Origin of the sequence: Methylibium sp., assembly GCF_031393925.1 — a bacterium.
GTDB lineage: Bacteria > Pseudomonadota > Gammaproteobacteria > Burkholderiales > Burkholderiaceae_C > Methylibium.
Map to the genome: position 1 here is coordinate 1 of NZ_JANMWL010000279.1, position 6387 is coordinate 6387.

Annotated in this window: 8 protein-coding genes; 3 read left to right on the forward strand and 5 right to left on the reverse strand. The window is 68.0% G+C overall.

Annotated features, from left to right (window positions below; genetic code table 11):
* Nucleotides 1–250 (forward strand): c-type cytochrome (locus tag RMO12_RS14585; protein ID WP_405029688.1); only part of this gene is annotated, 250 nt, incomplete at its 5' end.
* A gap of 10 nt (nt 251–260) precedes the next feature.
* Nucleotides 261–1559, forward strand: a complete 1299-nt coding sequence (locus tag RMO12_RS14590; RefSeq protein WP_309639840.1) for an NAD(P)/FAD-dependent oxidoreductase — start codon at nt 261–263, stop codon at nt 1557–1559.
* Between the two features lie 54 nt (nt 1560–1613).
* Here the strand turns inward: RMO12_RS14590 and RMO12_RS14595 are convergent, their stop codons facing one another.
* From RMO12_RS14595 to RMO12_RS14615, 5 genes are read right to left on the reverse strand one after another with little or no spacing between them, the layout of a single operon-like run.
* The gene (locus RMO12_RS14595) at nt 1614–2111 is read right to left on the reverse strand and encodes a heme-binding protein (protein ID WP_309639841.1); all 498 of its coding nucleotides are present in this window, start codon (nt 2109–2111) and stop codon (nt 1614–1616) included.
* A 58-nt stretch (nt 2112–2169) separates the two neighbouring features.
* Complete coding sequence (locus RMO12_RS14600; protein ID WP_309639842.1) at nt 2170–3885, reverse strand: sulfate permease; 1716 nt, start codon at nt 3883–3885, stop codon at nt 2170–2172.
* Between the two features lie 14 nt (nt 3886–3899).
* Entirely contained in the window at nt 3900–4343 is a 444-nt protein-coding gene (locus RMO12_RS14605) for a DUF6691 family protein (RefSeq protein WP_309624382.1), read from the reverse strand.
* 23 nt (nt 4344–4366) lie between these two features.
* Nucleotides 4367–4801 carry a YeeE/YedE family protein gene (locus RMO12_RS14610; RefSeq protein ID WP_309624381.1) on the reverse strand — a complete coding sequence of 145 codons (435 nt, stop codon included), beginning with the start codon at nt 4799–4801 and terminating at the stop codon, nt 4367–4369.
* Complete coding sequence (locus RMO12_RS14615; protein WP_309624380.1) at nt 4795–5139, reverse strand: metalloregulator ArsR/SmtB family transcription factor; 345 nt, start codon at nt 5137–5139, stop codon at nt 4795–4797. The genes RMO12_RS14610 and RMO12_RS14615 overlap by 7 nt, the downstream gene beginning before the upstream one ends.
* 86 nt (nt 5140–5225) lie before the next feature.
* Here RMO12_RS14615 and RMO12_RS14620 point away from each other — a divergent pair, with 86 nt between their 5' ends.
* Nucleotides 5226–6086, forward strand: coding sequence for an MBL fold metallo-hydrolase (locus RMO12_RS14620; protein ID WP_309624379.1), 861 nt, complete (start codon nt 5226–5228; stop codon nt 6084–6086).
* The last annotated feature ends 301 nt before the right edge of the window (nt 6087–6387 follow it).

Genomic DNA, 6387 nt, shown 5'->3' on the forward strand with positions numbered 1-6387 from the left:
GCCGAGCCTGGCCGACCCGACCTTGGCCCGCTCCTACGCGGCCACCTGCGCCGGCTGCCACGGCACCAATGGCGTCGCCAAGGCTCCGATGGTCGCGCTGGCCGGCATGTCCAAGGACAACATCGTCACGCAGATGAAGGCCTTCAAGGAAGGCAAGCGGCCCGCGACGATCATGCATCAGATCGCCAAGGGCTACACCGACGAGCAGGTCGATCTGATCGCCACCCATTTCGCCAGCCAGAAGCCTTGAAGGAGCCACGATGAAGCAACACACGGGTATCAATCGCCGCGGTTTCGTGAGCGTGCTCGGCGGCGCAGCGGCCACGGTCGCAATGACCGGTTGCGCAACGCCGCTGGGCGCTGCAGGCAGCATGGGCAAGGTGGTCGTGATCGGCGGTGGCTACGGTGGTGCGACCGCTGCCAAGTACCTGCGCATGTGGAGCGACAAGCGCATCGACGTGACCTTGGTCGAGCCCAACACGAGCTTCATCTCCTGCCCGATCTCCAACCTGGTGGTGGGTGGCTACAAGCAGATGAGCGACATCACCGTGCCCTACGACAACCTGTCGCGCCGCCATGGCGTGAAGGTCGTCCACGACACGGTCGCCTCCATTGACCCGGCCAAGAAGACCGTCAAGCTGGCCGGTGGCGACACGCTCGCCTACGACCGGCTCGTCGTCTCGCCCGGCATCGACCTGATATGGAGCAGCGTCCAGGGCCTGCAGGCGGCCAGCCAGGAGGGCCGCATCCTGCAGGCCTGGAAGGCCGGCGCCGAGACCGCGGCGCTGCGCAGGCAACTCGAAGCCATGCCGGACGGCGGCGTCTACGCCCTCACCATTCCCGAAGCGCCCTACCGCTGCCCGCCCGGCCCCTACGAGCGTGCCAGCGGGGTGGCGGCCTACTTCAAGCAGGCCAAGCCCAAGTCAAAAGTCTTGCTGCTCGACGCCAATGCCGACGTCACCTCCAAGGGGCCGCTGTTCAAGAAGGTGTGGGCCGAGCAGTACAAGGACATCCTCGAGTACCGGCCGAAGCACAAGGCGGTTGCGGTCGACGCCAGCACCAACACGGTCAAGTTTGACGTCAACGACGACGTGAAGGCCGACGTGCTCAACGTGCTGCCGAGCATGCGGGCCGGCACCATCGCCCAGCAAACCGGCCTGGCGAACATCAACGCCCGCTGGTGCGATGTGGACTACATGACCTACGAGTCCAAGGTGCACCCCGGCATCCACGTCATCGGCGACTCGATCCAGATCACGCCGCTCATGCCCAAGAGCGGCCACATGGCCAACCAGCACGGCAAGGTCGCGGCGGCGGCGATCATCGAACTGCTGGCGGGTCGCACGCCCAACGCGAAACCGGTGGTGATGAACACCTGCTACAGCTTCGTGGACGGCAAGAACGTGATCCACGTCGCCTCGGTTCACCAGTACGACGCCGAGAAGAAGACCATGCTGACGGTGCCCGGCTCGGGCGGCGTATCGCCGGGTCCGACCGAACTCGAGGGCAGCTATGCGCTGGGCTGGGCCGACAACATCTGGGCCGACATGCTGGCCTGAGCGCGCCGGGCGCGCAGGCGCCGCATGCCCGGCTCGCACAGCGTTCGCACCCGCTCAGAACTCGAGCGCGTCGGCGATCGCCGCGATGCCGGCCTGCGCACAGGCATCGTCCGCCTCGCCGCCCGGCGCGCCGGAGACACCGATGCCGCCGAGCAGCTGACCGCCGGCCTCCACCGCTCGCCCGCCACCCGCAGCGATGACGCGGGGCAGATTGCGCACCCCGCTCATCGGCTTGCCCGGCTGCGTCTGGGCGGCCAGTGCCGCGGTTGATGTCTTGAAGCTGGCGGCCGTCCAGGCCTTGTTTTGCGCCATCTCGACGGTGTGGGCGCCGCCGTAGCGGTCGCGCAGCATGACTTGAAGCACGCCCGCGCGATCAACCACCGCGACGGCCACCTGGAAGCCGCCCTTGCGGCAATGCTCGAGCGCCGCGCGCGCCGCCGTGAGCGCCGCCTCCGGCGTGAGCGAGCGCGTCTCGAAGCTGGCCGTCTGTGCGCTGGCGCCAAGCGCGGCCGCGGCCATCCCGCATGCGATGAGCCAGGAATGGGGCGTCATGGGTTGGTCTCTCCGTCGTTCGTTGGCCAGGGTGGTGCACCGACGCTGCCGGCGCGCTTCAGGCCGCCAGCGACTGCACCGCTGCATGCGCGCTCACGAACGGGCTGCGCGCGAGCAGCGGCAGCCAAGCACTGCGTTCCAGGCGGTCGAGCACCGGCCCCTTGACCTCTGCCAGGTGCAGGTCCACACCGCGTCGCTGCAGCTCGAGGTGCAGCCGCTGTAGCGCCTCGAGTGCGGTCAGGTCGACGTGGCTCACCGAGGACAGCACCAGCACCAGGTGCCGGGTTCCAGGCCGGTGGTCCAGTTCGAGCTGAACGCGGTCGAGCACGGCGGCGATGTTGGCAAAGAACAGGTTCTCGTCCACGCGCAGCAAGAGCACGCGCGGCGGTGTCTCGACCGCGAAGCGCTGTTCATTGCGGAAGTGCTCGGTACCGGGCACGCGACCGAGCACCGCCACATGCGGCCGGCTGGCGCGCCACAAAAACACCCCGGCCGACAGCGCGATGCCGATGACGATGCCGGCCTCCACGCCGAGCGCCAGCACGCCCAGGGCCGTGCCGGCCCAGGCCAGCGCGTCGGAGCGGTCGTAGCGCCAGGCGTGGCGCGGCGTCTCGAGGTCGACCAGGTTGAGCACCGCCATGATGATGGTGGCGGCCAGCACGGCCAGCGGCAGCTTGGCGAACAATCCCGTCAGCCCGAGCAGCACCAGCGCCATCAACGCCGCGGAGATGACGCCGGCCATCGGCGTCTGCGCACCGGCGGCAAAGTTGACGCCGCTGCGGGCAAACCCGCCGGTGACCGGGAAGCCGCCCGAGAGGGCACTCGCAAGATTGCCTGCGCCCAGGCCACGCAACTCGGCGTCGGGATCGATGCGCTCGCCGCGCTTGATGGCCAGCGACTGCGCCACCGACACGCTTTCTACAAAGCCCACGATCGCAATCACGAAAGCCGGGACGAACAGCAGCTTCACCTGCTCGAGGGTAGGCCACGGCAGTCGGAGTGACGGCAGGCCCTGCGGAATGTTGCCCACCACTGCCACGCCGTGCCGTGCGTCGAGCTCGCCCACCGAGACCGCCAGCACGCTCAGCAACACCACGGCCATCGGCGCCAGTTTGGCAAGGAGGTCGGCGCTTTGCGGTGCAAGTCCCGCGGCGGCAAGCCCCCTTGGCAGCAGGCGGCGCGATCCCCACAGCAGCACGACGGCGACGCTGCCGACGGCCGCGGTCGCCGGCTCGATGTGGCTTATTTTGGCCAGCAGCGACGCGGCCAGCTCGAGCGCAGTGTGGCCATTGGCGCCAATGCCCAGCAGCGGCTTGAGCTGCCCGATCGCGATCAGCAGCGCCGAGCCGCTGACGAAGCCGCTGATGACCGGATGGCTCAGCAGGTTGGCAACGAAGCCCAGGCGCAGCAGCCCGAGCACCAGCAGTTGCATCCCGCCCAGCAGGGCGAGCAATACCGCCAGGACCAGGTATTCGGAAGATCCGGGCGCGGCCAGCGGCGTGAGCGCGGATGCCGTCATCAGCGCCGCCACGGCCACCGGGCCGACGGCCAGGGTCATGCTCGACCCGAGCCATGCGTAGGCCAGCAGCGGCAGCATGCTGGCATACATGCCCACATGCGGCGGCAGGCCGGCGAGCATGGCGTAGGCCAGGCTCTGCGGCACCAGCAGCACGGTCACGACCAGGCCGGCCACGCCGTCCCGCAGCGCCTGATCGCGCCGGTAATGGCGCAACCAGGCGGGCAGGCCCGCGACGCGCAGAGGCCAACCGCGCATGTCGAACGCCCGGCTCACTCGGTCGCGATGCTGGCCGCGGATGACCGGCGACGGTGCTCGAACACCTCGAACAGGCCCATGCCGATGAGCATGGTGACGACGAACAGCAAGCCTTGCGCAGCGCCGCTGCCCAGCAGCACGATCGCCGGGCCCGGGCAGATGCCAGCCAGACCCCAGCCCACACCAAAGCCGAGGCTGCCGCCCACGAGCCGCCGGTCGATGTCGCGCGAGGTCGGCAACTGCATGGCCGTGCCGAGCAACGACGTGGTGCGCTTCCTGGCCACGGCGAAGGCCACCAGGCCCACCAGAACGCCGCCTCCCATCACGAAGGCGAGCGACGGATCCCAGCGACCCGCGAGGTCGAGAAAGGCGAGCACCTTGGACGGGTCGGCCATGCCGGCGAGGATGAGGCCAAGGCCGAACACCAGGCCCGAGGCAAACGAAGCAATGCGGTTCATGAAAGTCTCCGGTGCGCTTGGATTCAGGCGGCGATCAGGTGCCGCACCACATAGACCGTGGCAAAGCCGGTGGCCATGAAGGCCAGGGTCGCCACCAGCGAGCGTGGCGACAGACGCGCCAGGCCGCACACGCCGTGGCCGCTCGTGCAACCAGCGCCATAGCGCGTGCTCAAGCCCACCAGCAGGCCGGCCACCGCCAGCACGCCATAACTCGCCTCGATGCGCACGGGCGGCAAGGCAGCGAACAAGCGCCATGCCCCGGGCGCCAGCAACAAGCCGACGATGAACGCGATACGCCAGCCGGCGTCACCGGGTTTGGGGCGCAGCAAGCCGCCGACGATGCCGGAGATGCCGGCCACGCGCCCGCTCAGCAGCAAGAGCATGGCGGCGGCCACGCCGAGCAGCAGGCCGCCGGCCAGTGAAGACCATGGCGTGAAATGATTCCAGTCGATCAGCATGAAGACATCCTTTGGTCGTTGCAGAAAAGGTCGTACAAGGATCGCAGCAGCGCGAGCACGCGCTCGTCGGTGATGCGGTAGTGAATGTGCTTGCCCTCGCGGCGCGTGCTCACCAGCTCCTCGTTGCGCAGCACCGCCAGCTGCTGCGACAAGGTGGGCTGGCGGATGTCGAGCAGCTCCTCGAGATCGCTGACGCAGCATTCGCCATGCGAGAGCTGACACAGCAGCAGGAGCCGGTCTTCATTGGCCATCGTGCGCAGCAGCTGCGTGGTCCGGGCAGCAGCCGCACGCATGCCGGCGATATCGACCGGAGACTGAAGTTGTTGACGCGTATTCATCGAGCAGATCGGTGCCTTGTTTGCATACACTATACTGATTAATATATTATTGATCAATCGATTACGCATTTTAGAAGGACCCCCTCATGAAGCCTCGAGTCAAGGCGTTCTTCGACACGGCCACCTGGACCGTGAGCTACGTCGTCTACGACCACACCGCCGGTCATGCTGCCGTCATCGACCCGGTGCTCGACTACGACCCGAAGTCAGGCCGCACCAGCACCGCATCGGCGGACGCCCTGATCCGCTTCGTGCGTGAGGAGCAGCTGACCTTGGAGTGGATCCTCGAGACCCACGCGCACGCCGACCACCTGTCTTCGGCGCGCCATGTCAAGCGCCAGCTCGGCGGGCGCATCGCCATCGGCGAGCACATCCGCAAGGTGCAGGGCGTGTTCAAGAAGGTGTTCAACCTGGAGGCCGGTTTCCAGCCCGATGGCAGCCACTTCGACCACCTGTTCGCCGAGGACGAGGCGTTTCGCATTGGCGAATTGAGCGCCCGGGCGCTCGGCGTTGCCGGCCACACGCCGGCCGACATGGCCTACCTGGTCGGCGACGCGGTGTTCACCGGCGACACGCTCTTCATGCCCGACGTGGGCACCGCACGCGCCGACTTTCCGGGCGGCGATGCGCACGCCCTGTACCGCTCGATCCGCAAGCTGCTGGCCTTGCCCGCGGCGACGCGCATGTTCGTGTGCCACGACTACCCGCCCGGTGGTCGCGAGCCGCGTTGGGAGACCACGGTCCAGGCACAGCGGCAAGGCAATATCCACATGCACGACGGCGTCGGTGAGGACGAATTCGTCGCCATGCGCGTGACCCGCGATGCAACGCTGGGCATGCCCACGCTGATCTTGCCGGCGATCCAGGTCAACGTGCGGGCGGGCGCGATGCCGCCGGTGGAGGACAACGGTGTGGCCTACCTGAAGATTCCGGTCAACAAGCTCTGATACGGATTCGAACTCAATCGAATAAGACCTGTAGTGCGCAGATCGCCCATTCCTGAGCGCGGCCGGCGTCGGGTCATTCGGGAGGTTCGCGGGACGCGGCAGGGGGTGCGCGGCGAGAACCCACGCCGCATCTCAAAGGCGCCCCATGGCAGACGCCCCCGCCGAGCGCACCGCGACCACGGCGTCGGTCTTTGCAAGGTTGAAGACCACGGGTGTTTGCAAAGGCGCGTCCGGGCAGGCGGCAGCGCGCCTTCGAGGCGCTGAGGAGCACAGGGCTCGTGGCCGCGCGCAGCGCTTCGTC